Raw genomic sequence first — 24,391 nt, forward strand, 5'->3', positions numbered from 1 at the left:
GTAGAGATTAGAGGCCTTGCGGCCCGGTTTTTGCTCCATAAAGAGCGAGAAACTGCTGCGTCGCCCGGGCGGCATCGCCGCCGATCGCCGCTTCAGTCAATTCCAGCCTGTCGCCGAGCAGGAGACGGATCTGCACGTCGCGGGCGACCAGCCCGAAAAAGGTCCGGAACGCCATTTCGGCGTCCGTAAAGTCGAGCAGCCCGGCCTGCTTGCCGGCAAGCAGCACCGGCTTCAGCCGTCTGGCCAGCGCGAAACGGCCATTCTCCAGCACGATGGCGCCGAGATCGTCCTTTCCGGATCCGGCATGGCCGACCGCGACGCGGTTCAGCGCGATCGAGGTATCGCTCGAAATCACCTTCAGCCAGTCCGAGGCGAAGCCTTCCAGGCTTGCCGTCAGCGAGGCAAGATCCAGCCGCTCACCGTCGACCGGCACCACGCGCACTTTCGATGCCTGCCACTGCACGGTCGCCGTCAGCAGTCCGTCGCGGTCGCCGAACCATTTGTAGAGCGTTTCCTTCGAGCAGCTGGCGCGGCGCGCCACCGCCGTCATGGTCAGATTGTCGCCCTCCTCGACCAGCAGCCGCAAAGCCGCGTCCAGGACGGCCTTTTGCCGCTCTGTCAGCACTTCGCTGGTTTCGATGTCGGCGCTTGCCTGCAACAATTTCCGCCCATTCGATGAGGTCGCCGGGTCGCCTCAAACGGCGTACCGTACGTTACGGTTCGGCATATTGCGCAATCCTATGCTCGACGCAAGGGGTCAGGTAGAAAAATCGTCGACGTGAGAGCCGCCGAGCAAACCACGAGATTCTGACGGATCAATCATCGGCGGGCGGATGGCGCAGCTCTCCAAGCAGGCTCGCCAGTATCTTCAGCTCCTCCGCGGAGAGTTTTGCGCCGACCAATTCCGCAATCGACCGTCCATAGACAGCCCACATCCGTCGCCTGGTCTCACGGCCCTTGGCCGAGATGCGGATGGTTTGGCCGCGGCCGTCGTCGGCAACCCTGAGTTTCTCGACCAGTCCTTCGGCCTCGAGCCGCGCCAGAAGCCGCGAGATATTATACTGCGCAAACAGAGTGCGCTCGGTCAGCTGAAATGGCCGCAGCCCGCCCTCACCCGCCTCGGCGAGTTCATGCAGCACGTCATACCAGTCGAGCGGCGGCAAGCCGCTAGTCTTCAAAGCCTCTTCCGCCTTTTCGATGAGCTGGCGCGAAACCCGCATCAGGCGGGCCCAGGCCTTGACGGCTTCGGGCGAAGGCGTGGTTGTTTTGGCCATGACCCATTCTAGGCGATAGATGCAGTTGCATCAAGCTTGACGGTCAATGCACTTGCATCTATATGCATGCAACTGCATCGATCCGGGAAAGATCCATGAAACACGAAATTTGCAAAGTCGCCGACGTCCCACAGACGGGCAGCCTGATCGCGCCATTCTTCGGCCGCGAGGTCCATATTTGGCGCAGCGGTGAGCGCATCCGCGCCGCCGCCAATGTCTGCCTGCATTTCGGCGGGCCGCTCGACTGCAAGGACGGCAAGCTGGTCTGCCAATGGCACGGCGCCGCCTTCGACATGACATCAGGCGACCGGATCGAAGGTCCGGCGCCAAAAGCGTCGCGACTGATGTTCCTGTCGACGCGCGTCGAGGACGGCGCGTTGAACTATGTCTGGGGAGAGTGACATGCCTGAGAAGAATGAAATGACTGAGAAGAATGAAATGACTGGCAAGCTCATTCTCGTCAGCCATCATCTATGCCCCTATGTGCAGCGCGCGGCGATCTCGCTGGCCGAGAAGGGCGTACCGTTCGAGCGTGTCACCATCGACCTCGCCAACAGGCCGGACTGGTTCAAGGCGATTTCGCCGCTGGGCAAGGTGCCGCTGCTGATCGTCCACGCAAATGGCGAGGAGACGGTGATCTTCGAATCTGCCGTTATTCTCGAATTCATCGAGGAGACGCAAGCCAATCCTCTGCATCCGGCCGACGCCTACGCCCGTGCCCGGCATCGCGCCTGGATCGAGTTCGGCTCAGCGACATTGAACGCCATCGGCCGGTTCTACACGGCTTCGACGGAGGCCGCCTTCCTGGCAGAGTCCACGGCACTTTCGGCCATGTTCGATCGTCTGGAGGACGAACTGGCCGACCAGGCCGGACCGTGGTTCAATGGCGAGTGCTTTTGCCTCGTCGATGCCGTCTACGGCCCGGTCTTCCGCTATCTCGACGCCTTCGACCGGATCGGCAATTTCGGCATTCTGGACGGCAAGCCATTGGTCCAGGCCTGGCGCAAGGCGTTGAGCGAACGCGCCTCGATCAAGGGTGCCGTGGCGCCGGACTATCCGCAGCGGCTGCGTCTATTCCTGCGTGCGAGAAATTCGCTTTTCTCGACCCTGATCCCGCCGGATGATCTGGCCAGTGCACCTCCTCTAGCCCGATCCGCCTGAACGGATCGATCAGCGTGCCGGCCACCATCGAGGCAAGCACGCTTGGCACTGGCGGGATTTTGGCGATGGTTGCCACCAGCCTGTCGCGGAAGAAGGGCAGCATCGTGCCGTCCGACTGGTAGAACGGCGTCAGCGCCAGCGACAGCAGCTGGAAGATCCGGACATGCCATCGCCGCGCCCGGGCGTAGCTTTCCAGCGCTGCCTCGACGTTGCCCGTCTGTGCCAAGGCATGGCTGAGCGCTGCCGCGTCGAGCAGCGCCATGTTGGCGCCTTGCCCGAGCTGCGGGCTGGTCGAATGCGCGGCGTCGCCGATCACCGCCAGCCGGCGGCCGGTCGGCAGCTTCATCGTGTGATGGCCGTAGCGCGCCAGCGACAGCTGGTCGAAGCTGTCGATCTGGCTGGTGAACGCCTCGCACTGTGGCCACAGCGAGACCAGTCTCGCCTTCCAGGCGTCGAGCCCTGCCGCGCGCACGTTTTCGGCATCCGCCGGCTTCAGGCTCCAGAAGAACGCCGCCATCTTTTCCCCGCCCGGTTCCGGTCGGCCGATCGGCAGGACGCCGATCATCACGCTGGCCTTGTCGTAGCGCTGCAGCAGCGCATTTTCGTCGAAGCCTTGGCGCCAGCCGAGCGAGGCCCAGAACGCGCCGTAAGTGAGCTGCCGCGGCTGGGCCGGATCGTTGAGGCACCGGCGCAGCTTCGAACGCGAGCCGCTGGCGTCGACCACGAGGTCGAACGGCCCTGCCCTGCGGCCCCCCACCGTTCGGCTCTTGTCGAAGATCAGGATCGCCCGCTCACCGACGTCCAGCGTCTCGATCTCGACACCGGTTTCGATGGCGATGCCTTGGCGCTGCGCGGCGCGAAACAACATGTTGAACAACGCCGCCCGGTGCACCGCCAGCCCGAAACGGCCGCCAGGCTGCGCATCGTAGCGCACGGCGAGCACGGTGCGGCCGCTCGAGGCTTCGGCGCCATGCAGACGCTCGATGCGGCTCCCCAGCGCCAGAATGTCGTCGAGCAGGCCGAGATCGGCGAGCACGCTCAGCCCGGTCGGCTGCAGGATCAGTCCGGAACCGACGGGCTTGGGTTCCTCGAAACGTTCGAAGATGGTGACGTTGTGGCCCGCGCGCTTGAGATAGAGCGCGGTGGCGAGCCCCGCCGGGCCGGCGCCCGCAATCGCGATGTCGAGAGATTTTTCCATTGCCCGCCCAACTACTGGCCGGACAATCCTTCAGCGCCATTGTCAAATCAAGCCTTTGCTGCATGGACCAAAATATCAGCCACCGGCGTCGAAGGCAGCGCGCGCCTTGCGCACCGCACCATGGTTGAGTTCGGCCCACAGGATCAATTGATGCAAGGCGCCGAACATCGAACGGCCGAGATCGGTCAGGCTGTATTCGACGCTTGGCGGCTTGGTCGGGAACACTTCGCGATGAACAAAGCCGTCGCGCTGCAGATCGTGGAGCGTCTGGGTGAGCATGCGCTGCGAGATGTCGGGCACCAGGCGCCGCAACTCGCCGAAACGATAGGGCTGCTCTGCGAGCGCCGCCATCAGCAGCGAACTCCATTTGCCGTTCACGCCCTGCATCACGTCGCGAACCGGGCAATCGGCAATGTTTGCGCCATCGCTGGTGGCTTTGAATATATTGAGCTTGGTTCTCAGATTGACGACCTTGCCGTCCATGGCTGCTGGTTCCCTGGCGGTGCCTACCTCCCTAAAAACTGCCTTCTTTACGGTGGCCGGTCAATTCTTATTTTAGTGCTGGTCTCTTTTTGAGACTGTCAGAAGCACCCGCCACCCGGCGCAATTTCAGGATCCCCCATGACCGCAACCCTTCTCGTCACCGGCGCTTCCGGCCAGCTTGGCCGCGGCGTCATCAACCACCTGCTGGACACATTAAAGATCCCCGCAAACCGCATCATCGCCACCACCCGTACACCCGCCAACCTTGCCGATCTGGCGGCGCGCGGCGTCGTCGTCAGAGCCGCTGACTTCAACGACCCGCAATCGCTTGCCGAGGCCTTCGCGGGAGCCGACCGGGCACTCGTCATCTCGACCAACGAACTTGAGGTACAGGGGAAGCGGCGCGAGCAGCAGCTTGCGGCGGTGACGGCGGCCAAACAGGCTGGCGTCGGCCACCTGCTGTACACCTCGATGCCCAACCCCGAGCCTGGTTCGCCGGTTGTTTTCGCGCCCGACCACTACGACACCGAACAGGCGATCAAGGCGAGCGGGATCCCCTACACGATATTCCGCAATGGCTGGTATAACGAGAACCTGTTCATGGCGTTGCCGCAGGTTCTGGCGTCGGGTCAGTGGTACACCTCCGCCGGCGACGGCGCCATTTCCTACGGCACGCGTGACGATTTCGCGGCGGCGATCGCAGCGGGGCTCGCCTCGGACAGCAGCGAAAGCGCGACTTACACGCTCACCGGCCCCAGTGCGTATACGGCTGCCGAAGTGGCGGCGTTGGTCACCGAGGTCACCAGCAAGCCGATCAAGGTCATCCAGCTTTCCGACGAAGCCCTGACCGAGGGAATGAAGTCGGCCGGCCTGCCTGAACCCTTCGCCAAGGTGCTGGTGTCGTTCGACGCTGCCGCACGCGCAGGTGACCTCGGCATGGTGACAGACGCGGTCGAAAAACTCTCCGGCCGAAAGTCGGTGCCGCTGAAGCAGTTTCTGGAGACGAACAAGGCTGCACTGGCCGGCTGAAAGCTGCCGTTGCGGGACGCCGAGCCCTTAAGGTTCGGCCTCCCGCACAATTACTTACGTCGCTTGACCAGTCCCAGCCGGATCAGGCTTTCGCCCGTGGCAGTCAACGCATCTTCGCGCGAGCGTGGCGCCCAGCCGAGCACGCGCACCGCCTTGGCGTTGGTGGCGTTCTTGATCTTGCCCAGTTCCGTTGCGAGTTGTGCCGCTTCCGGATTGAACAGCCCGATGATGCGCACCAGCCAATCGGGAAACTCCCGCGTCGAGACGCGCGACGCCGCCGGCCCGAGCCGCGTCTTCAGGGTCTGCGCGATCTCGCGCACTGTCATGAAATCGCCGGCGACAGCGAGGAACCGTTCGCCCTTGGCGGCGGGGTGGGTCATGGCGCGAACATGCAGATCCGCCACGTCGCGCGCGTCGACGACGCCGAAGGACAGGCGCGGCAGCCCAGGCACGGCGCCGTTCAGCATGCGCTGGACAAATTCGGTCGAGGTCGAATGGTCCGCGCCGAGCACCGGTCCAAAGATGCCAACGGGATTGACGACCGCAAGCTCCAGCGCGCCGCCCTGCTCGGCGATGAAATCCCAGGCCGCGCGCTCGGCGAGCGTCTTGGACTTCACATAGGCGCTGACCTTGCCTGCCGGATCGGTCCAGTTTTCCTCGTTGAAAGGCTGCCCATCCGCGCGCATCTTGCCATAGCCGACGGCCGCGAAGGATGAGGTGAGCACGACGCGCCTGACCCCGGCATCCCGCGCCGCCCGCAGCACGCGCAACGCGCCCTCGCGCGCCGGAAGGATCAGGTCATCCTCATGCGTGGGCACGCCGGGCGGAAAAGGCGATGCGACATGCAGCACGTAATCGCAGCCGGCCACCGCCGCCGGCCAGCCTGCGTCGGCCATCAGATCGGCATGGGCGAATGAAAGGGCGTCACCGGGCTCCGTGCCACCTGCCTTGAGCATGGCGAGCACATCGGCTTCGCGCCTGGCCGATCGCACGGAGGTGCGGACGCGGTAGCCGGCCTTCAACAGTTCGAGGATGCAGTGAGCGCCGAGGAAGCCGGACCCGCCGGTGACCAGCACCAATTCGCCGCTCATATTAGCCTCCTCGACGATTTATCCCTTCGAGACCCCTTAGATCGCCACCTGCGTGCCGATCTCGACCACACGTCCGGTCGGGATCTGGAAATACTCCGTCGCATCGGCCGCCGAGCGGGCGAGCCCGATGAACAGCTTGTCCTGCCACACCGGCATGCCGGAATTGGGCGATGCTTTGAGCGAGCGCCGCGACAGGAAGAACGACGTCGTCATGATGTCGAACTTCCAGCCCTGCTTGCGGCAGATCGCCAGCGCGCGCGGAATGTTGGGCTGCTCCATATAGCCGAAGGTCAGCGTCACCCGCATGAACAACTCGTTGACTGTCTCCATCTTGACCCGCTCGCTGTCGGGCACCAGCGGCTGCGGTGCGGTGACCACCGACAGAATGACGTTCTGCTCGTGCAGCACCTTGTAGTGCTTCAGGCTGTGCATCAGCGCTGTCGGCGCGCTTTGCGGATCGCTGGTCAGGAACACGGCGGTGCCGGACACCAGCTGCGGCTTCTTCTTCAGCAGATTGCCGGCGAGGAAATCGAGCGGGATTTCGTTGCGCCGGGTCTTGTCGAACAGATAGCGGCTGCCGCGCACCCAGGTCCACATCGCCAGAACGATGGTGAAGGCCACCGCAAGCGACGCCCAGCCGCCCTCGAACACCTTCACGATGTTGGAGGCGAAGAAGCCGATGTCGATGAAGCCGAACAGCGCCGTCATGGCGACCGCCACCCACAGCCGCCATTTCCAGATGCGGGTCATGACGACGAACAGCAGCACCGTCGTCACCAACATGTTGCCGGTCACCGAGATGCCATAGGCGGAGGCGAGCTTGCTCGATTCGCCGAAACCGACGACCAGCAACATCACCGCCAACGCCAGCAAAACATTGACGCGCGGCATGTAGATCTGGCCCGACTGCCGTTCCGACGTGTGCAGGATTTCGAGGCGCGGCAGCATATTGAGCTGCACCGCCTGCCTGGTCAGCGAGAAGGCGCCCGATATGACCGCCTGGCTGGCGATAACCGTCGCGGCAGTGGCCAGCACCACCATCGGGATCAGCGTCCAGCCTTCGTTCATCTCGAAGAATGGGTGGCCGACGTGACCGTTCTTCGCCAGCACGAAAGCGCCCTGCCCGGCATAGTTTAGCAGCAGGCAGGGAAACACGATGGCCAGCCAGGCGAGCACGATGGGCTTGCGGCCGAAATGGCCCAGATCGGCATAAAGCGCTTCGGCACCGGTGACGGCGAGGAAGATGGCGCCGATGGTCACGAAGGCGACATCGGGCGAATTGATCAGGAAGGCGACGATGTAGTGCGGGCTGACCGCCCACAGGATTTCGGGATCGGCGATGATGTGGTTCAAGCCCGAAAGACCGATAGCCAGGAACCAGACCGCCGTGATCGGCCCGAAGATCAGCGCCACACCGCCGGTCCCGAAGCGCTGCACCGAAAACAGGATCGCAAGGATGACCAGCGTCAGCGGCACGACGTAGGGCTGGAAGGTCGGGGTAACGACATTCATGCCTTCAACCGCCGAAAGCACCGAGATTGCCGGCGTGATGACGGCGTCACCGAAGAACAATGACGCGCCGACAATACCGATGGCCAGGATGATCGCCGAGCGGGTCGGGAAACTGCCGCGCGCCAGTGCCATCAGCGACAGCACGCCGCCCTCGCCTCGGTTGTCGGCTCTGAGCACAAACATGATGTATTTGATGGTGACGATAATCGTCAACGACCAGATGATCAGCGACAGCACGCCCAGAATATCGCCGCGCTCGGCGATTTCGCCGCCGGAGGACGCAACAAGCGCTTCCCGGAAGGCGTAGATCGGGCTGGTGCCGATGTCGCCATAGACCACACCGAGCGCGCCCAGCATCAGAACTTTGGTGCTGTGCTGTTCGATTTCGGGATGGCTCGATTGTTCGACGGGTTCTGCCTCAATACCAGCATTGGTAAGGGCCATGGACGACACTCCGATAAGCGCGCGGTGCTCTACGCTTGCTGCGATGCAATATCAAGTGCCGTGACGGTAGGGCTACCATGTTCCCAGCGCAGGGCTTGCCCCGCAATGACCGGTGCGTGGCGTCAAAGGCTGCCGGAAACCTCAGATCGCCACCTGCGTGCCGATCTCGACCACACGTCCGGTCGGGATCTGGAAATACTCCGTCGCATCGGCCGCCGAGCGGGCGAGCCCGATGAACAGCTTGTCCTGCCACACCGGCATGCCGGAATTGGGCGATGCCTTGAGCGAGCGCCGCGACAGGAAGAACGAAGTCGTCATGATGTCGAACTTCCAGCCCTGCTTGCGGCAGATCGCCAGCGCGCGCGGAATGTTGGGCTGCTCCATATAGCCGAAGGTCAGCGTCACCCGCATGAACAACTCGTTGACTGTCTCCATCTTGACCCGTTCGCTGTCGGGCACCAGCGGCTGCGGTGCGGTGACCACCGACAGAATGACGTTCTGCTCGTGCAGCACCTTGTAGTGCTTCAGGCTGTGCATCAGCGCTGTCGGCGCGCTTTGCGGATCGCTGGTCAGGAACACGGCGGTGCCGGACACCAGCTGCGGCTTCTTCTTCAACAGATTGCCGGCGAGGAAATCGAGCGGGATTTCGTTGCGCCGGGTCTTGTCGAAGAGATAGCGGCTGCCGCGTATCCAGGTGGTCATGATCAGCCCCATGAGGCAGGCAACGGATATTGACACCCATCCGCCTTCCACGATCTTGACGACATTCGCCAGGAAGAAACCCATGTCGATGGTGCCGAACAGCAGCGCCAATGCCAGGGCGAGCCCAAGCTGCCATTTCCACAAATTGCGCATGACAACGAACAGCAGAATGGTTGTCATCAGCATCTCGCCGGTCACCGAAATTCCGTAAGCGGAAGCCAGCGAACTCGAGCTGCCGAAGCCGACAACCAGCAGCATCACTCCCAGGGCGATGAGCAGGTTAACGCGCGGCATATAAATCTGGCCGCTCTGCATTTCGGACGTGTGCTGCACCTCGATGCGGGGCAGCAGGTTGAGTTGCACTGCCTGACGTGCCAGCGAAAAAGCACCCGAGATCACCGCCTGACTGGCGATCACGGTGGCGGCCGTTGCCAAGCCGACCATTGGCATCAGCGCCCAATCCGGCAACATCTCGAAGAATGGATTGGTCGGCCTGCCGCCATTCGCCAATACAAAGGCGCCCTGGCCGAAGTAGTTGAGCAGCAGGCAAGGAAACACCACGGAAAACCACGCGAGCACGATCGGCTTGCGCCCGAAATGTCCAAGGTCGACATAAAGCGCCTCGGCCCCCGTTACCGCCAGGAACACTGCACCAACGGTCACGAAAGCGGCGGTCGGCGTGCCGGCTAAGTAGGCGATCGCATAATACGGGTTGATCGCCAACAGCACCGAAGGATCATCCATCAGGTGGTAGAGCCCGGAAACGCCGATGGCCAGGAACCATAGCGCCGTCACCGGCCCGAATACTGCCGCCACCTTCCCCGTGCCGAAGCGCTGCACGGAGAACAGAAATGCCAGGATGACCAAGGTGATCGGAACGACATAGGCCTCCAGCGTCGGTGTCACCACTTCCAGGCCCTCAACTGCCGACAGCACGGAAATGGCCGGAGTTATGATAGCGTCTCCGAAAAAAAGCGACGCCCCGCAAAGTCCGATGCCGAGGATAAGCTTGGCGCCTTTTGGATAGGCGCTGCGCGCCAGCGCCATCAGGGACAGCGTGCCGCCCTCGCCCTTGTTGTCGGCGCGAAGCACGAAAGCGACGTATTTTATGGTGACGATAATCGTCAGCGCCCAGACGATCAGCGACAGCACGCCCAGGACATCTATGCGCGTGTCGGTACCAGGCGAAGCGTGAAGCGCCTCGCGGAAGGCATAGATCGGGCTGGTGCCGATATCGCCATAGACGACGCCAAGCGCGCCCAGCATCAGAACTTTGGTGCTGTGCTGTTCAGTGTGGGAGTGGTTCGGTTGTTCGACGGGTTCAGCCTCGCTACCGATGCTGGAAAGAGCCATCGACTACTCCCCGATCACCGCGCGGTGCGCCTTGCTTGCTGTCATGCGATATCACCTTCGACACGAGCCTTCCACCGCTACCAACCGCAAGCCTTCAGAAACCGCCCCACCGTGCCGGCCATGCCATACTCCAACGCATCGGCTGTCAACCCGTGTCCGATAGACACTTCGGCCAATGCCGGAATGCGCTTTGCCAATGCCGGAAGGTTGTTCACCACCAGATCGTGCCCGGCATTGACCTGGAGCCCGGCGGCGAGTGCGGCATCCGCGGTTTTTCCCAATCTTTCCAGCTCCTTCCGCGCCTTGGCGGAATCGGAATGGTAGCTGCCGTAGGGCCCGGTATAGAGCTCGATGCGGTCGGCGCCGGTATCGCGCGCGGCATTGACGCCGGTGGGATCCGGATCGGAAAACAGCGACACGCGGAAGCCCCCTTTTTTCAGACGCTTGACGATCGGGTTAAGGAACGCCGCCTCGGCGGCAAAGTTCCAGCCATGGTCTGATGTCGCCTGCGCCGGATCGTCGGGCACCAGCGTCACCTGCTCCGGCTGGTGCCTTTCCACAAGCGCCAGAAAATCCTCGGTCGGGTAGCCCTCGATGTTGAATTCCGCCTTGGGAAACTCGTCGTCGATCAACGCCCGGATCTCCGGCAGGTCGGAATGCCTGGTGTGGCGCTCGTCGGGCCGCGGATGAACCGTCAGCCCGTGCGCGCCGGCGGCAAGCGCTAGGCGGCCGAGCCCGGTGACGCTCGGCCACGGCAGGTCGCGGCGGTTGCGCAGCATGGCGATGGCGTTGAGATTGACCGAGAGTTTCGCGGGCATGGCGTGAGGTCCGGCTGTTTGTGCAGCGCATCTATACTGCCTTTGATGGGAACAGACAGGGGCTTTCGGGTGTTCCAGTGGTGACATCTGCTCGCAAGGGGGAACCCAGCCAATGAATTTTCTCCAATCCGTGCCCGCGATCCGCCGCCTGGAAACCGACCGTGAGGACCTTTTCGCCATCGACGTCGTCGGCCATGTCTCGGCCGCCGACGGCGAAAATCTGTTTGGATTGCTGGAGGCTGCCTACGCGCTGCACCCGAGGATCGACGTCTTGGTGCGGCTGGTCGATCATGAGGGCGTCGACTGGATCGATATGGACGACGAGACGCTGAAACAAGGTACGGTGCATGCGCTAGAGCATATCGCCCGGTGCGCGACGATCGGTGAGCCCGACTGGATAGCGGATGCGCGGAACTTCCTTCCGGCTTCGCCACCCATCGAGTTCAGGCACTTCGCGGCCGAGGACGAAGCGGATGCCTGGCAATGGCTGGGCGCGACGCCACTCAGCCCTGCTGCGCCGGCTGCTACCTGACGCCGGCTATCTAACGCCAGCTATCTAACAATCGTCAGCCGCTCTGCCGCCCGCGTGATGGCGGTATAAAGCCAGCGCTGGCGGGTTTCCTTGAATGCCCAGCTCTCGTCGAATAGAACGACGTCGTTCCACTGCGAACCCTGCGCCTTGTGCACGGTCAGCGCGTAGCCATAGTCGAAATCGTCAAAGCGCTTCTTCTGCTGCCAGGGGATATCGGCGTCCGGATCCTCGAAAGCCGACTTGAGCAGCTTGATCTTGGCGACGCCGCGGTCGGGATCGTCCTCCTCGGGCGAGACCAGAAGGTTGATGCCCGGCTTCACCGTCTCGCGCGACGAGGTCATCACCTTCCACAGCGAACCGTTGAGCAGGCCCTTGGCGGGGTCGTTGCGCAGGCAGACCAGCTTGTCTCCGGCCTGCGGATAATCGGCATTGAAACCCTTCAGCTCGCGCAGGCGCTGATTGTAGCGGCGGCGTGTGCGGTTGGTGCCGACCAACACCTGGTCCGCCTTCAGCACCAGCTCCTGGGTGACGTCCTCCTTGCCGATGACCTGCGCGGTGCCGTAGTCGCCACGCATGAACTCGCGGCCCTCGCGCACGTCGAGCGCCAGCTGGATGATCGGATTGTCGCGCGCCTGGCGGTGGATTTCGGTCAAGAGCACATCCGGCTCATGCTCGGTGAAAAAGCCGCCGCCCGAGATCGGCGGCAGCTGCGCCGGATCGCCAAGCACCAGGATCGGCGTGCCAAAACTCAGAAGGTCGCGGCCAAGCTGCTCGTCGACCATCGAGCATTCGTCGATGACCACCAGCTTCGCCCGTGAAATAGGACTTTGCCGATTGAGCGAGAAGGTCGGCGACATCGAGGTCTTGCCGGTCACCTCGTCCGACACCGATTCCTCGCCCTTCGGCCGGTAGATCAACGAATGGATGGTGCGGGCATTGACCGCGCCCTTGGAACGCAGCACCTGCGCCGCCTTGCCGGTGAAGGCGGCGAACTGCACCTGCCCGTCGACATGCTCGGCAAAATAGCGCGCCAGCGTGGTCTTGCCGGTGCCGGCATAGCCGAACAGCCGGAAGACCTGCGGCCGGCCCTCTTTCAGCCAGCGCGCCACCGCCTTCAACGCCTCATCCTGTTGGGGAGAGAATTCCATCGATTCGACAGACCGGATTCGCGAGAGAAAGACAAGCTTGGTGCCAACCACCGCTTAAAACGATGGGATTGCCTCACCTTCAACGGGACAAACTAGCAGGCGCAAATGCGAACGTAAAGTGAACATGCAAGCGGATAACGAACGATTTGAATTCAGGCATTTGAACCTAGATCGGGCAATGCCACTATCACGGACATGATCGAGATGCAGATCGGCGCAGACACCTATAAGCGAGGATATTGATGAGGTCGTTCGCAGACAGGCTGATCGGAAAGTCGATAAAGAAGATCGAAATCGGCGAACCTGGTTATGGCATCGTTGTCTCCTTGTCGGATGACGCAGGGTTCGCGATATATACCGAGGTCACGGCCTGTCTGAGTGACGAAAATGCCAGAACCATAGAACGTGTTACCATCAGCGACGAGCAAGTGATCCTCCACTTGGCTGACAACGACTTCGTCGCCAATTCCAAAAACCGTGGCCGCTTCGCCGTCGTTGAGGCGTTTGTCTATGGGGACGACGAAGGCATGGTCGTCGAAAATTAGTTGTATCGGCCGCCAGATTTCAAACACCAACCACAGGCGGACTATATGTTCGCGCCGCCGCCGCTACCTCTGGTCGGCCCGGGATCGTTCTCCAACAAAATCGGCTTGCCGTGCGGGGTTGCATGCGCGGCGCGTTCCCAGGCGGCGGCGAGCGTGTCGACGTCACTTTTTCCCGCGACGCCCTTGGCCTCCAGCAGCGTCTCCAGCGCAGCCAGCCAATGCTCGTAGTAGTCGTGGCCGTCGCTTGCGGCGCCCGGCTTCTTCACTTGCGCCGACAGCGCATCGGCCCATTCGCTCCACGAAAACAGGCCCTTGTCATGCAGCGCCACCGTCATGGCGAAGGCTTCGGCCTGCCAGGGTTCGGCGAATACCGGTTCGTCCAGACCCGCCGGCAATGCACCTTCAGGCCGGCTCAAGATAGCTCTCCCAGGCATCGATCGAGACGGTCAGCGTCGGGTCGGCGCCCTCGCCCCAGATTTCCGAGCCATCGAAGACCACGGTATAGACCCATTGCGGGTTTTCACCGTTGCCATGCGCGTTGCTGTCGGGGAACACAAAACCGTCACGCACGGCCTCGATCACTCCGTGCTTGCCGCGCGCATAACGCGGTAGCCTTGTGTGGCCGGTGGGATTGAAATTCCTTGTCCGCACCGGGTCGCCGGCCTTGAAGCGCGGCGCCGTCTCGACCGGCCGGTCGCAAGGTCCTCCCTTGGCCAGTACCGCCGGCACGTTTTCGGCCTTCAACACCCTTTTGGGCGTCGCCGCCGGATCGACCGCCCGACCCTCCGTCAGATCGCGCTCGCTGACGAAGCCATGGCGCTTCAGCAGCACCTCGAGCGCTTTGATCCAGATCTGGTAGTAGCTCGAGGAATAATAGACGGCCGGATGCACCGATTCCCTGGCGTGCCGGCTCTCGTCGATGTTCCAGGCGCCCATGGCGCCGGCGGTCAGCGTCACGCCCAGCGCCCGCCGCTCCCAGTCGGCATGGAAGTAAGGCTCGTTCCTTTCGGGCGCGACCGGCCCGAAACCCATCTGCCCACCGAGATCCTGCGGCCCGTTCATGCCGGTTCTCTCGCCACCGCCGTGCCGATCATCGCATCGCGGCTCACCAGTTCGGCGAGCTGGTCCTCACTCCAGCCTTCGGTACCGCCAGGCCGCATCGGCACCACGAGATAGCGCAGTTCGGCAGTCGAATCCCAGACGCGAATGTTTTTCTCCGCCGGCAAGGTCAGCCCGAACTCTTCGAGCACGCCGCGGGGATGGATCACCGCCCGCGAGCGATAGGGCGGTGCCTTGTACCAGACCGGCGGCAGCCCGAGCACCGACCACGGATAGCAGGAGCACAGCGTGCAGACGACGAGGTTGTGCGTCTCGTCCGTGTTGAACACCGCCTGCATGTGCTCGCCCTGGCGGCCGCTATAGCTCAGCGACGCGATCGCTCCCGTCGCATCGCGCTTCAGCCACTCGGCATAGGCCGGATCGCTCCAGGCTTTCGCCACCACCCTGGCGCCGTTGCGGGGTCCGATCTTGGTCTCATAGGTGTCGACGATGACGTCGATCGCGGCCGGATCGATCAGGCCTTTTTCGGTGAGGATGGTCTCCAGCGCGCGCACGCGCGCCGCAAACGGGTCGAGTTCGTTGTCGTGGTCATGATCATGGGACATGACCTCAGATTAGGATCGGCGGCACGCGGCCGCAAGCATGACAGCTTGGGCCACGGGCTATCGCCTATTCGGCGGCGGCCCTTTGCGGCTCGAGCCGATCCTCGGGAGCGAACAGCGAGGCCTGCTCGCCGCTCTCGACCGCATGCAGCTCCGGCCTGTTCTTTTTCGAAGAGAAGAAGCTCACCAGCCAGCCGGAGAAATTCTCGAAATAGACATAGATGACAGGGGTGACGAACAGCGTCAGCGCCTGCGACGCCAGGAGACCGCCAACCACCGCGACACCGAGCGGCTGGCGCAGCTCAGCACTGGCGCCGGTGCCGAGCGCGATCGGGAACGTGCCCATCAGCGCCGCCAACGTCGTCATCATGATCGGCCTGAAACGCATCAGGCACGCCTTGTGTATGGACTCCTTGGCCGACATGCCTTCTCGTCGCAGCTCCAGCGCGACGTCGACCATCATGATGCCGTTCTTCTTGACGATGCCGATCAGCATCAGGATGCCGATCACCGCGATCACCGACAGGTCCATGCCGGCAAAGCGCAGCGCGACCACGGCGCCCAGCACCGCCGAAGGCAGGCCGGTCAGAATGGTCAGCGGATGGATAAAGCTCTCATAGAGGATGCCGAGTACGATATAGATGGTCAGAATGGCGCCGCCGATCAGCAGGCCCTGATTGGCCAGCGAATCCTGGAAGGTCTTGGCGGTGCCGGCAAAGCTGGTCGAAATCGCCGGCGGCATGCCGATCTGCTCCTTCAGCGCGGCGATGCGGGCCGTGCTGTCGCCCAGCGCCACGCCTTGCGGCAGGTTGTAGGAGATGGTCACCGCCGGCAGCTGGCCGAGCTGGTTGACCGTCAGCGCGCCGGCGGTGCGGTCGACGCGGGCAAAGGCGCCGAGCGGCACCAGGCTGCCGCTTGCCGTCCTGACCTGGATGGCCAGCATGCGCTCGGGCGACCATTCGATGTTGGGATCGAGCTCCATGATGACTTCGTAGCTGTCGGCCGAGCCGAAGATCGTCGAGACCTGCTCCGTGCCGAAGCCGCCATAGAGACTGGAGCGCAGCGTGTCGGTGTCGATGCCGAGCGAGGCCGCCTTGTCGCGATCGACCACCAGCGTCGCCTGCAATGAATTGTTCTGCAAATCGCTGGTGACGTCGGTGAAATTGGCATGATCGGCCGCCATCGCATCGTCGAGCTTTTGCGCCCATGTGTCGGTCAAGCCGGTATCGAGGCCCTGAACGACGAGCTGGTAGGCGCTGGCGGAAGAACGCGCGCCAAGCCGCAGGTTCTGCACCGGCTGCATATAGGCATCGATCCCCGGCACAGTGGCCAGTTGCCGCCGCAGATCCGACAGCACCTTGTCGATGTCGGGGCGCTGGCTCTTGTCCTTCAGCTGCACATAGAGCTGGCCCTGGTTCAGCGCATTGTTGCCGCCGCCGGCTGACCAGGCGACATGCGAGACATAGGGCGAATGCGAGAAGACACTTGCCGCCTGGTTCTGCAGCTTGACCATGGCGTCGTAGGAGATGTCCTGCCTGGCGGTCGTCGTAACCGAGATCTGGCCGATATCCTCTTGCGGGAAAAAGCCTTTCGGCGAGACCTCGATCAGCCAGACCGACCCTGCCGCCGTGCCGGCGAAGACGAGGAACACCAGAAAAGTGTGGCGCAGGCAGAAGGTCAAAAGCTGGTCATAGCCGCGGGTGACGATATCCTGCTTGTGGCCGGGGGCATGCTTGTCGCGATCGGCCTTGGTCACCGACAGCAAGCGCGAACACAGCATTGGCGTCAGTGTCAGCGACACGAACATCGAAGCCAGGATGGCGACCGTCACCACGACGGCGAATTCGTTGAAGATGCGGCCGATGACGCCGCCCATCAAAAGCACGGGGATGAACACCGCCACCAGCGAGATCGAGATCGAGATGATGGTGAAGCCGATCTCGCGCGCGCCTTTCAGCGAGGCATCGAAGGCCGAGAGACCGTCCTCCTCCATATGGCGAAAGATGTTTTCCAGCATGACGATGGCGTCGTCGACGACGAGGCCGACTGCGAGCGTCAGGCCCATCAGCGAGATGTTGTCGATGGAAAAGCCGAACAGGAACATGGCGCCCAGCGTCGCGATCAGCGAAATCGGCACCGCCACGGCCGGGATGATGGTTGCGGTCACCCGGCGCAGGAAGACGAAGATCACCATCACCACCAAAGCGATGGTCAACAGCAGCGTGAACTGGACGTCGTCGACGGCCTGGCGGATCGAGGTCGAACGGTCGTTGAGCAGCTTGATGTCGGCGGCGGCCGGCATTTGGTCCTTGAACGACGGCAGCATCGCCTTGACCTTGTCGACGACGTCGACCGTGTTGGCGTCGGGCTGGCGCTGCACCGCCAGGATGATGGCGCGCGTGCCGTCGTACCAGCTTGCAGTCGTCGTGGTCTCGACCGAGTCGATGACGCGCGTCACCTCGCCCAGCCGCACCGGATGGCCGTTCTTGGTGGCGATGATGAGGTTGGAAAATCCCGCCGCATCGGTGAGCTGCGTGTTGGCCGTGATGGTCAGCTGCTGCTTGTCGTTCTGCAAGACGCCGAGCGGCGTGTTGGAGTTGGCCGACGCGATTGCCGTCTGCAGCTGGTCGATCGAAATGCCGCGTGCCGCCAGCGCCGTCGGGTCGATCTGCACGCGCACCGCATATTTCTGCTGGCCGAAGATCGACACCTGCGCCACGCCGTCGATGGTCGACAGAGACGGCGAGATGACATTTTCGGCGAAGGCGTCGAGGTCGGTGAGCGGAACCGTGTCGCTGACCAGCGACATCAGAAGGATCGGCGCGTCGGCCGGATTGACCTTGCGATAACTCGGCGGCGACGTCATCTCCGGCGGCAACTGCCGCTGCGTGCGCGCGATCGCCGCCTGCACATCGGCGGCCGCCGCGTCGATATCCCGGTTGAGCACGAACTGGATGGCAATGGACGTGCGTCCCAGCGAATTGCTGGTTGAGATCGAATCGATGCCGGCAATTGTGGCGAACTGCTTGATCAGCGGCGTCGCCACCGATGTCGCCATGGTTTCAGGCGAAGCGCCGGCCAGGTTGGCCGAGACGTTGACGACCGGGAATTCGGCGCTCGGCAATGCCGCCACCGGCAGGAACTTATAGGCAAACAGCCCGCCCAGCACGAGGGCGAGTGACATCAGCAGCGTGGCGACAGGCCTTCTTATGCAGAATTCGGAAATCATTGGGCGGCCCCGCCGGCCTTAGCCGCTTCGGCGACCTTGGGCGCGGCCTGGTCACCGCCGGCCGCCTTGCCTTCATGCACGCTGGCGCCGTCCTTCAGCCTGGTTTGGCCCTCGACGACAACCTTCTCGCCTGACTTGACGCCCTCGCTGATGGCGCTGTTTTCGCCTTCGGTCAGCGCCACCTGCACAGGCCGCATCTCGACCGTATTGTCGGGCTTCACGACATAGACGAACGGACCCTTCTGGCTGGGCTGCACGGCAACGGTCGGGATGGATGTCATCTGCGGCATGATGCCGGCGTCGAGCACGACATTCACATACTGGCCGGGCCACAGTGAAAGATCGGCGTTGGGAATGCTCGCCCGTGTCGCGATGGTGCCGGACGCGGTGTCGACGCTGGAATCGACGAAGTCGAGCGTGCCCTTGCCGATCGGCGTCGGATCGCCATCCTTGGTGAGCGTCACCGCGCCTTGCTGCGGGTTGGCCAGCGCCTTGTGCAGCAGCGCCAGGTTGCTCTCCGGCAGATTGAAGTTGACTTGCAGCGGATCCATCTCGGTGATCGTCACCAGCGGCGTGGCCGTGCTCGAGTTGCCGTTGCTCAAGGTGACCAGGTCACCGACCGAAACGTTGACCGCCCCCAGCCGGCCGGCAATCGGCGCCTTGATGCTGGCGAAGCCGAGCTGGACATTGTCGGCGTCGATCGTCGCCTTGTCGGCATCGACCGTCGCCGCGGCAGCCTTTTGCGCCGCCACCGCCTGATCGTAGGTCTGCTGCGTGCCGGCCTGCTTGGCGACGAGATCCTTGGCGCGCTGGAGGTCGGAGCCCGAACTGGTCAGCAGGGCCTGGTCCTTGGCGAGCGTCGCCTGATCCTTGGCAAGCTGCGCCTTTAGCGCCCGGTCGTCGAGCGAGAACAAAAGGTCGCCCGCCTTCACCATCTGGCCGTCCTTGACGTCGATCGATACGATCTGGCTGGACACGCGGGCGTTGATGTTGACCACGGCCGGCGACGACACGAAGCCGATGGCATAGCGGCGGATCGGGAAATCGGCTGTCGTCGCGGTGGCGGAAACGATCGAGGCCGAACGGGCGGCATTGCCGCCGGCGCCGGATTTGGCCCCAGCCTTGTCGGCCGAAGCCTTGTCCGATCCAGCCGGCTTGTCCGTTGCTGCCGCCTGCCTGCCCGGCAGCATCTGCTGCAGACTGCTCATTGCCGCCGGCGAAAAATAGACCCATGCCGCGGCGACACAGGCCGCTGCCACCACCACCGCCAGAACGACTTTTCCGCGCATCGACTAAAAGCCCTATGATCCGACACGCCGAACCCGGTGGTCTCATTCTACCCAATCACGGCGCCATGCCGCGATCTCGCCGAAGTAGATAGGACGCACATTTGTCGGAAAAGGGCCAAAACACGGCATTACGAAGATTTAATGTGCACTGCACAATGGATGTGCAGCCGGCTCAGCAGTCGGAAAACCAGCCAGGATGCGGTTGAGATTTCAGGCCGGATGCGTCTATTTCAGCATCGGCCAGAGCGTCGCCGCCAAGAGCACGCCCATGGCGATGTTGAACCATTTCAGCCGCACCGGATCCGACAGGAATCCGCGCAGCGCCGTGCCGAAGCCGGCCCACACCGAGACGCTCGGCAGGTTGACGACGGTGAAGGCGATCGCGATCAGCGCCACCGACAGGAACGGGTGGTCCGGATTGGAGTAGACGGCCATGGCGGTGATCGCCATCACCCAGGCTTTCGCATTGACCCACTGGAATGCGGCTGCCTCGATGAAGCGCATCGGCCGTGCCTCCGTCTCACCCTTGCTGGACAGCGAGCGCGACATGGCGATCTTCCAGGCGAGATAGAGCAGATAGGCAGCGCCGGCGATCTTCAATCCGGTGTGCAGGGCCGGAAACGCCGTCAGCACCGCGCCCAGGCCAAAGCCGACAGCAAGCAACAGCACCAGGAAACCCATGCTGATGCCCAGCATATGCGGAATGGTTCTGACGAGGCCGAAATTCACGCCCGACGCCAAGAGCATGAGGTTGTTCGGCCCCGGCGTGATCGAGGTCACGAAGGCGTAGACCAAAAGTGCAAGGAAAGCGTCGAGGGTCATGACGGCTCACAAAGGTCAGCAATGCTGACTTAAGTCGACAGGGCGCTGGACGCAACCTCATTCCATTGGTCCAAAGCGCCCCGCCGTGATCCGTCTATCCCGAGCCAGCCAGGCCGGCACAGTCTACCTGCCGTGGGCCCGCGCCGACAACAGGCTGGGAGCGGCGGCCGCCTCCTGATGGCCAGCCACACGCCGCAGGCCTTTGCGCCTCGGCGTGTTCCCGGGAAGCTTCACGCCATGCGCGAGGCCGAGGGCAGCCAGGATGCGGATGAAGAGCCAGCCGAGATCGATCTGCCCGCGTTCCAGGCCGAGCTTTGCGGATTCGGGAAACGCATGGTGATTGCCGTGGAAACTCTCGCCAAAGGTCACCAGGCCGAAACGCGGCAGGTTGTAGCCCTGCAGGGCAACGCCATCGACGCGCCAGCCCTGCTGCCCGCTGCGATGTGCGAAATGCCCGACCAGCCAATGCCCGGTCAGCGACACCGAGATCCGCACCGCAATGCCCCAGACCACCCAGCTCCACCCGCCGAGCAGAAAGAAAAGGATCGTCCACGGCAGTTGCTGCAGCATCCAGGTCCGCTCGACAAATCTGTAGAAGCGGTCGTTGCGGATCGACGGCTCGATGACGAAGTCAGGCGGATTGCGCAACGCCACGGCGCAATGCATTTGCCAGAAAGCGTCGGTGAAGAAAGGCCGGCGGTGGGCGTGCAGGTCGTGACAAGCCGTCTGGCGCTGCGCCCAGTCTCGTATGTCATGCGCATAGATCATGCCGAACGGACCGGCCATGCCGACGAGCGTGCCGAGATAGACCAGCGCGTGTTCGAGCCAGATGTGAACCCTGAACGAGCGATGGATGAGCAGGCGATGCATGCCGACCGAGTGTCCGGCGCAGATCGTCACCGCCGTCGTCGCTACGAACAGGGCGAAAGCGCTCCAGCTGAAGGTCAGCGGCCCGAACACCAACGCAATCAGCGTCATCGCGCCGACCCAGATCGACTTGGCCGGCATCCAGACGACCTCGCCATCTTCGGCATCGCTCAAGGGCTGCGAGATCATTCTGCCTGTGGATATGGTCTTCATCGGCACCCCTCCTCTGCAGGAAACATTTCCGGACCAAAGAGCCTTGCCTTCCGGCGCGCCGGCGCTTATTTAGGCAATAAGCTAACTATCTACTATTCCGATTTAGGTATTTAGGCAATAGACTAAATAGCGGAAGCGAAACGACAGAGGCAGGCGGTGATCGAAGACAATGCAGCGGATGGCGACACGGCTATCGGGGCAAGCAGCGCCATACAGCGCGTGTTCGAGGCGCTGTCATCGCAGCCGAGGCGCAAGATCCTCAACTATCTCGCCCACTCCTCGCTGACCGCGGGCGAGATCGCGGCGCGCTTCGACATGTCGAAGCCGTCGATCTCGCAGCATCTGAGCATCCTGGAGACGGCCGGCCTCATCGCCAGGGAGCGGCAGGGACAATTCATCCGCTACTCGCTGGTCCAGAACAATCTGGTTAACACGCTGAACGGCTTCATCCAGGACGTCTGTCCGGTATCGCGCCCGATCAAAAGGGAGAGTAAGAATCTGGCGAGCGGCAAGGTCGATCCCAAGCCGGTAAAATAGTTGGACTGAGACTACATCCCTTGCGGGCCGCGGTTCATCGCCGCCACGCCGGTGCGGCAGATCTCGACCAGGCCGAGCGGCTTCATGATGGCGATGAACTGGTCGAGCTTCGAACCCTTGCCGGTAATCTCGAAGATGAAGTGCTCGGTGTTGGCGTCGATGACCGAAGCGCGAAAAGCGTCCGCCAGACGCAGCGCCTCGACGCGGGCTTCGCCAGTGCCGGCGACCTTGACCAGCGCCAGCTCGCGTTCCAGCGGCCGCTCCTGGCCGAACTCGTGCGAGCGCACGGTGAGATCGACGACGCGGTGCACCGGCACGATGCGCTCGAGCTGATGCTTGATCTGCTCCAGCACATGCGGCGTGCCGCGCGTCACGATGGTGATGCGTGACAGGTGCTTCTCGTGTTCGGTCTCGGAGACGGTGAGGCTCTCGATGTTATAACCGCGGCCGGAAAACAGGCCGATGACCCGGGCAAGCACGCCGGGCTCATTGTCGACCAGAACGGAGAGCGTGTGGTTCTCCGGCTTTTCCGTTTCCTTGGCGATGAAATAGGCGGAGCCGGTCGGTTGAAGCTGTGCGTTCATGACATGAATCTCGATTTCAGACTTTGAGCTAATTCTCTGTTTGCGCACGGCTTCTCGCGACAGCCCTGCCCCGGCTTGGACCTAGACCAGTTCCCTGCCCTTGGCGTCGATGGCGTTGGCCACGGCTTCGTCGGTCGCCTCGTCGGGCAGGAGCATTTCATTATGCGCCTTGCCCGACGGGATCATCGGGAAGCAGTTGGCGAGCGTCGCCACCCGGCAATCGAACAGCACCGGCTTCTTCACCGCGATCATCTCCTTGATCGCATCGTCCAACTCGTCCGGCTTCTCGCAACGAATGCCGTGGCCGCCATAGGCGTCAGCCAGCTTGACGAAGTCGGGCATCGCTTCGGTATAGGAATGCGACAGGCGGTTGCCGTGCAGCAGCTGCTGCCACTGACGCACCATGCCCATATACTGGTTGTTGAGGATGAAGATCTTGATCGGCGCATTGTGCTGCACCGCCGCGCTCATCTCCTGCATCGTCATCTGCACCGAGGCGTCGCCTGCGATGTCGATGACCAGCGCGTCCGGGTGCGCGATCTGCACGCCGAGCGCAGCCGGCAGACCGTAGCCCATCGTGCCCAACCCGCCCGACGTCATCCAGCGGTTCGGCTTCTCGAAATGATAGTGCTGCGCCGCCCACATCTGGTGCTGGCCGACCTCGGTGGTGATGTAGGTGTCCATGTCCTTGGTCAGCTCGTAGAGCCGCTGGATGGCATATTGCGGCATGATCACATCGTGGTTCATCTTGAACGCGAGCGAGTCACGCGCGCGCCATTTGGCGATCTGCTCCCACCAGGGATGGAGCGCCTTCTTGTCGGCCTTGGCGCTCGCCCGCCACAGCCGCACCATGTCCTCCAGCACCCGGCCGACATCGCCGATGATGGGCACTTCCGTGTGCACGTTCTTGTTGATCGACGATGGATCGATGTCGATGTGTATCTTCTTCGAGTTGGGCGAGAAGGCGGTCAGCCGTCCGGTGATGCGGTCGTCGAAGCGCGCGCCGATGCAGATCATCACGTCGCAATCATGCATCGCCATATTGGCTTCATAAGTGCCGTGCATGCCCAGCATGCCCATCCAGTTCTTGCCCGATGCCGGATACGCGCCGAGGCCCATCAGCGTCGAGGTGATCGGGAAGCCGGTGAGGTCGACCAGTTCGCGCAGCAGATGGCTGGCCTCCGGACCGGAGTTGATGACGCCGCCGCCCGAATAGATGATCGGCTTCTTGGCGCCGGCCATCAGTTCGACGGCGGCCTTGATCTTTTCCAGGTCGCCCTGGACCTTCGGCTGGTAGCTGGTGCGCGGCGCCGCCTGCGGCGGCACATAGATGCCTTTGGCGAACTGCACATCCTTCGGAATGTCGACCACCACCGGGCCGGGGCGGCCGGTCGTCGCGACATGGAAGGCCTCATGGATGGTGGCGGCCAATTCGTTGACGTCCTTCACCAGCCAGTTGTGCTTGGTGCAGGGGCGCGTGATGCCGACCGTGTCGCACTCCTGGAACGCGTCGGAGCCGATCAGCGAAGTCGGCACCTGCCCGGTCAGGCAGACCAGCGGGATCGAATCCATCAGCGCATCCTGCAGCGGCGTCACCGCATTGGTGGCGCCCGGGCCGGAGGTCACCAGCATGACGCCGGCCTTGCCGGTCGAGCGGGCATAGCCTTCGGCCGCATGCCCTGCGCCTTGCTCGTGGCGGACGAGGATGTGCTCGACCTCGTCCTGCTGGAAGATTTCGTCATAGATCGGAAGCACCGCGCCGCCGGGATAACCGAAGACATGCTTGACGCCATTGTCCTTCAGCGCCTGCACCACCATTTCGGCGCCAGTCATTTCCCTGTTTGGTATTTCGCGCCGTTCGTTCTGTCCGTTGCTCATCGGTCTGGTCCCGTACTTCTA

General features: G+C 62.9%; 23 protein-coding genes and 1 pseudogene. 6 read left to right on the forward strand and 18 right to left on the reverse strand.

All coding sequences use genetic code 11. The features are described 5' to 3' along the window. Positions 1 to 7: 7 nt before the first annotated feature. Positions 8 to 658, reverse strand: coding sequence for a TetR/AcrR family transcriptional regulator (locus tag ACYG9Z_RS03560; protein ID WP_460222905.1), 651 nt, complete (start codon positions 656 to 658; stop codon positions 8 to 10). A 157-nt stretch (positions 659 to 815) separates the two neighbouring features. Then, positions 816 to 1,274 (reverse strand): MarR family winged helix-turn-helix transcriptional regulator, encoded by a 459-nt coding sequence (locus ACYG9Z_RS03565; RefSeq protein ID WP_023698360.1) that lies wholly within the window; start codon positions 1,272 to 1,274, stop codon positions 816 to 818. Between the two features lie 95 nt (positions 1,275 to 1,369). Here ACYG9Z_RS03565 and ACYG9Z_RS03570 point away from each other — a divergent pair, with 95 nt between their 5' ends. Together ACYG9Z_RS03570 and ACYG9Z_RS03575 are read left to right on the forward strand one after the other, a co-directional pair. Beyond that, on the forward strand, positions 1,370 to 1,675 hold the full coding sequence (locus ACYG9Z_RS03570) for a Rieske (2Fe-2S) protein (protein ID WP_023690332.1): 306 nt from the start codon (positions 1,370 to 1,372) through the stop codon (positions 1,673 to 1,675). 37 nt (positions 1,676 to 1,712) lie between these two features. Continuing rightward, positions 1,713 to 2,435 carry a glutathione S-transferase family protein gene (locus ACYG9Z_RS03575; RefSeq protein ID WP_198020710.1) on the forward strand — a complete coding sequence of 241 codons (723 nt, stop codon included), beginning with the start codon at positions 1,713 to 1,715 and terminating at the stop codon, positions 2,433 to 2,435. Here ACYG9Z_RS03575 and ACYG9Z_RS03580 read toward each other — a convergent pair. Together ACYG9Z_RS03580 and ACYG9Z_RS03585 are read right to left on the reverse strand one after the other, a co-directional pair. After that, positions 2,398 to 3,633: pseudogene (locus tag ACYG9Z_RS03580) on the reverse strand (FAD-dependent oxidoreductase); the annotation flags it as partial. The gene ACYG9Z_RS03575 and the pseudogene ACYG9Z_RS03580 overlap by 38 nt on opposite strands. A gap of 75 nt (positions 3,634 to 3,708) precedes the next feature. Then, a complete protein-coding gene (locus ACYG9Z_RS03585) occupies positions 3,709 to 4,116 on the reverse strand; it encodes a winged helix-turn-helix transcriptional regulator (RefSeq protein WP_023690335.1) in 408 nt (135 codons plus the stop codon). A gap of 138 nt (positions 4,117 to 4,254) precedes the next feature. Between ACYG9Z_RS03585 and ACYG9Z_RS03590 the strand changes: the two genes are divergently transcribed. Continuing rightward, positions 4,255 to 5,145 (forward strand): SDR family oxidoreductase, encoded by an 891-nt coding sequence (locus tag ACYG9Z_RS03590; RefSeq protein ID WP_023706160.1) that lies wholly within the window; start codon positions 4,255 to 4,257, stop codon positions 5,143 to 5,145. 50 nt (positions 5,146 to 5,195) lie between these two features. Here the strand turns inward: ACYG9Z_RS03590 and ACYG9Z_RS03595 are convergent, their stop codons facing one another. From ACYG9Z_RS03595 to ACYG9Z_RS03610, 4 genes are all read right to left on the reverse strand, one after another. After that, positions 5,196 to 6,236, reverse strand: coding sequence for an SDR family oxidoreductase (locus ACYG9Z_RS03595; protein WP_023668370.1), 1,041 nt, complete (start codon positions 6,234 to 6,236; stop codon positions 5,196 to 5,198). 36 nt (positions 6,237 to 6,272) lie between these two features. Continuing rightward, positions 6,273 to 8,192, reverse strand: a complete 1,920-nt coding sequence (locus ACYG9Z_RS03600) for a potassium transporter Kup (protein ID WP_286459217.1) — start codon at positions 8,190 to 8,192, stop codon at positions 6,273 to 6,275. A 141-nt stretch (positions 8,193 to 8,333) separates the two neighbouring features. After that, positions 8,334 to 10,247: a potassium transporter Kup gene (locus ACYG9Z_RS03605; RefSeq protein ID WP_023823130.1), complete on the reverse strand. Its 1,914-nt coding sequence runs from the start codon at positions 10,245 to 10,247 to the stop codon at positions 8,334 to 8,336. Between the two features lie 77 nt (positions 10,248 to 10,324). Continuing rightward, a complete protein-coding gene (locus ACYG9Z_RS03610) occupies positions 10,325 to 11,065 on the reverse strand; it encodes a pyridoxine 5'-phosphate synthase (protein WP_023702989.1) in 741 nt (246 codons plus the stop codon). Between the two features lie 112 nt (positions 11,066 to 11,177). On the opposite strand from ACYG9Z_RS03610, the gene ACYG9Z_RS03615 reads away from it, so the two are divergent. Continuing rightward, positions 11,178 to 11,597 carry a SpoIIAA family protein gene (locus ACYG9Z_RS03615; protein WP_023682069.1) on the forward strand — a complete coding sequence of 140 codons (420 nt, stop codon included), beginning with the start codon at positions 11,178 to 11,180 and terminating at the stop codon, positions 11,595 to 11,597. Between the two features lie 20 nt (positions 11,598 to 11,617). Here ACYG9Z_RS03615 and ACYG9Z_RS03620 read toward each other — a convergent pair whose 3' ends face one another. Then, on the reverse strand, positions 11,618 to 12,745 hold the full coding sequence (locus ACYG9Z_RS03620; RefSeq protein WP_023668361.1) for an ATP-dependent DNA helicase: 1,128 nt from the start codon (positions 12,743 to 12,745) through the stop codon (positions 11,618 to 11,620). A gap of 242 nt (positions 12,746 to 12,987) precedes the next feature. On the opposite strand from ACYG9Z_RS03620, the gene ACYG9Z_RS03625 reads away from it, so the two are divergent. Further along, a complete protein-coding gene (locus ACYG9Z_RS03625; protein WP_023751647.1) occupies positions 12,988 to 13,290 on the forward strand; it encodes a hypothetical protein in 303 nt (100 codons plus the stop codon). A 41-nt stretch (positions 13,291 to 13,331) separates the two neighbouring features. On the opposite strand, the gene ACYG9Z_RS03630 is transcribed toward ACYG9Z_RS03625, so the two are convergent. The 7 genes from ACYG9Z_RS03630 to ACYG9Z_RS03660 all read right to left on the reverse strand — a co-directional run bounded on the left by ACYG9Z_RS03630 (position 13,332) and on the right by ACYG9Z_RS03660 (position 21,371). Next, complete coding sequence (locus tag ACYG9Z_RS03630) at positions 13,332 to 13,706, reverse strand: nitrile hydratase accessory protein (RefSeq protein ID WP_023714737.1); 375 nt, start codon at positions 13,704 to 13,706, stop codon at positions 13,332 to 13,334. Next, positions 13,693 to 14,352: a nitrile hydratase subunit beta gene (gene nthB / locus ACYG9Z_RS03635; protein WP_023751648.1), complete on the reverse strand. Its 660-nt coding sequence runs from the start codon at positions 14,350 to 14,352 to the stop codon at positions 13,693 to 13,695. The genes ACYG9Z_RS03630 and nthB overlap by 14 nt, the downstream gene beginning before the upstream one ends. After that, positions 14,349 to 14,954 (reverse strand): nitrile hydratase subunit alpha, encoded by a 606-nt coding sequence (gene nthA, locus ACYG9Z_RS03640; RefSeq protein WP_023751649.1) that lies wholly within the window; start codon positions 14,952 to 14,954, stop codon positions 14,349 to 14,351. Before nthA ends, nthB begins: the two co-directional genes overlap by 4 nt. A 64-nt stretch (positions 14,955 to 15,018) precedes the next feature. Continuing rightward, entirely contained in the window at positions 15,019 to 18,180 is a 3,162-nt protein-coding gene (locus ACYG9Z_RS03645; RefSeq protein WP_460222874.1) for an efflux RND transporter permease subunit, read from the reverse strand. Further along, complete coding sequence (locus tag ACYG9Z_RS03650; RefSeq protein WP_023751650.1) at positions 18,177 to 19,469, reverse strand: efflux RND transporter periplasmic adaptor subunit; 1,293 nt, start codon at positions 19,467 to 19,469, stop codon at positions 18,177 to 18,179. The genes ACYG9Z_RS03645 and ACYG9Z_RS03650 overlap by 4 nt, the downstream gene beginning before the upstream one ends. A 225-nt stretch (positions 19,470 to 19,694) precedes the next feature. Then, entirely contained in the window at positions 19,695 to 20,291 is a 597-nt protein-coding gene (locus tag ACYG9Z_RS03655; protein ID WP_023682076.1) for a LysE family translocator, read from the reverse strand. Between the two features lie 123 nt (positions 20,292 to 20,414). Then, complete coding sequence (locus ACYG9Z_RS03660) at positions 20,415 to 21,371, reverse strand: acyl-CoA desaturase (RefSeq protein WP_023751651.1); 957 nt, start codon at positions 21,369 to 21,371, stop codon at positions 20,415 to 20,417. Between the two features lie 156 nt (positions 21,372 to 21,527). Between ACYG9Z_RS03660 and ACYG9Z_RS03665 the strand changes: the two genes are divergently transcribed. Then, entirely contained in the window at positions 21,528 to 21,908 is a 381-nt protein-coding gene (locus ACYG9Z_RS03665; RefSeq protein WP_050586828.1) for a metalloregulator ArsR/SmtB family transcription factor, read from the forward strand. Between the two features lie 11 nt (positions 21,909 to 21,919). Here ACYG9Z_RS03665 and ilvN read toward each other — a convergent pair whose 3' ends face one another. After that, positions 21,920 to 22,492, reverse strand: coding sequence for an acetolactate synthase small subunit (gene ilvN / locus ACYG9Z_RS03670; protein ID WP_023668352.1), 573 nt, complete (start codon positions 22,490 to 22,492; stop codon positions 21,920 to 21,922). Positions 22,493 to 22,573: 81 nt separating this feature from the next. After that, complete coding sequence (locus ACYG9Z_RS03675; RefSeq protein ID WP_023751653.1) at positions 22,574 to 24,370, reverse strand: acetolactate synthase 3 large subunit; 1,797 nt, start codon at positions 24,368 to 24,370, stop codon at positions 22,574 to 22,576. Positions 24,371 to 24,391: the final 21 nt, after the last annotated feature.

The organism is Mesorhizobium sp. RSR380A (assembly GCF_054719385.1).